This is a genomic window from Marinobacter halodurans (assembly GCF_004327985.1).
GTDB lineage: Bacteria > Pseudomonadota > Gammaproteobacteria > Pseudomonadales > Oleiphilaceae > Marinobacter_A > Marinobacter_A halodurans.
The window spans coordinates 1-1,102 of sequence record NZ_SJDL01000143.1 but is presented as its reverse complement, the minus strand read 5'-3'; the positions used below and the strand labels follow the sequence as shown (position 1 = coordinate 1,102).

The following is a 1,102-nucleotide window of genomic DNA, read 5'->3' as shown; positions in this document are numbered from 1 at the left end:
CTGTAGCGACAGGGTTGGTCAAAATGCATAACCAATAGTTCCAGTACGTTCCGGGCCTGACGCCCCTCCACCGGACAGCCTTGCCGCCGCTTCGCTCTGCCAAGGCTGCCGCTGAACAACGGCGTTATGCACCAATGGAGACACGATGAACATCAAGGATGATTGGAAGAAGGTGAAGTCAGTTTTAGAGCAAGGTCAGGCTTCGACGGTTTACTGCTCGATCGCAACGGTTAACCCCGACGGCACACCCCACATCACGCCAGTTGGCACTGTTTTCCTTCGCAATGATCAGAGCGGGTACTTTTTTGATCACTACGCCGAGGCTTTGGGTAAAAACATCGATCAGAACCCGAATGTTTGCATCATGGCAGTCAACGCCGGTCGATTCTTTTGGCTAAGGTCTCTGCTAAAAGGCCGTTTTGTTGCTCCGCCGGGCGTGAGACTTTACGGCAAGGTCGGACGAATGCGTGAAGCCACGCCCGAAGAAATCGAGAAGATAGAAAAACGGGTTAAGCCATCTCAGTGGATGAAGGGGGCGAGGTTGCTCTGGAGTGATTTCACCCACGTTCGAGACATTGAATTTACCCATTACAAGCCAATCACCTACCCAGTGATGATGGATGGTATGTGGCCGGAACATGCATAACCAAGTGGTCAACGGGACGCCAACTACGCTGCGCTTCGTTGCCGCCCATTACCACCGGCGTTAAATTGCACATGGAGTCTTCATGACACCGGTCCAGAATATTTGGGTATTACTGTGTACCGTTGGGCCGGCAATATACGTCGGCTATGCTGTGAACTGGTGGTCGGGAGTAATCGCGTACGTTTCAGCCATCGTTCTTGGCAGTATTCTCGGCTGGAGCCTCGTAAGCGTCGTTCCTGTCCAGTTTCTTGCGGTGAGTGGCTACATCAAGAATTTGGTCGTTGCTGTCGTCATCGTTGCATCGGGATACTATCTCGGGGCTTTAAGTGGTCGCCCCTGCAAAAACGCCGTTTTCAGACAGCCAACCATTCATCGGTCTCGGTCGGCCCATCCAGCAAGGCCGGAATTGACCATAAAATAGTCAATATCAAGCGCCAATACCGCTGATTCTCGCAA

At 52.4% G+C, this 1,102-nt stretch carries 1 protein-coding gene; it reads left to right on the top strand.

Going from position 1 to position 1,102, the window contains the following annotated elements; translation table 11 throughout:
• Positions 1 to 145: 145 nt before the first annotated feature.
• Positions 146 to 646 carry a pyridoxamine 5'-phosphate oxidase family protein gene (locus EZI54_RS23825; protein WP_029655352.1) on the top strand — a complete coding sequence of 167 codons (501 nt, stop codon included), beginning with the start codon at positions 146 to 148 and terminating at the stop codon, positions 644 to 646.
• Positions 647 to 1,102: the final 456 nt, after the last annotated feature.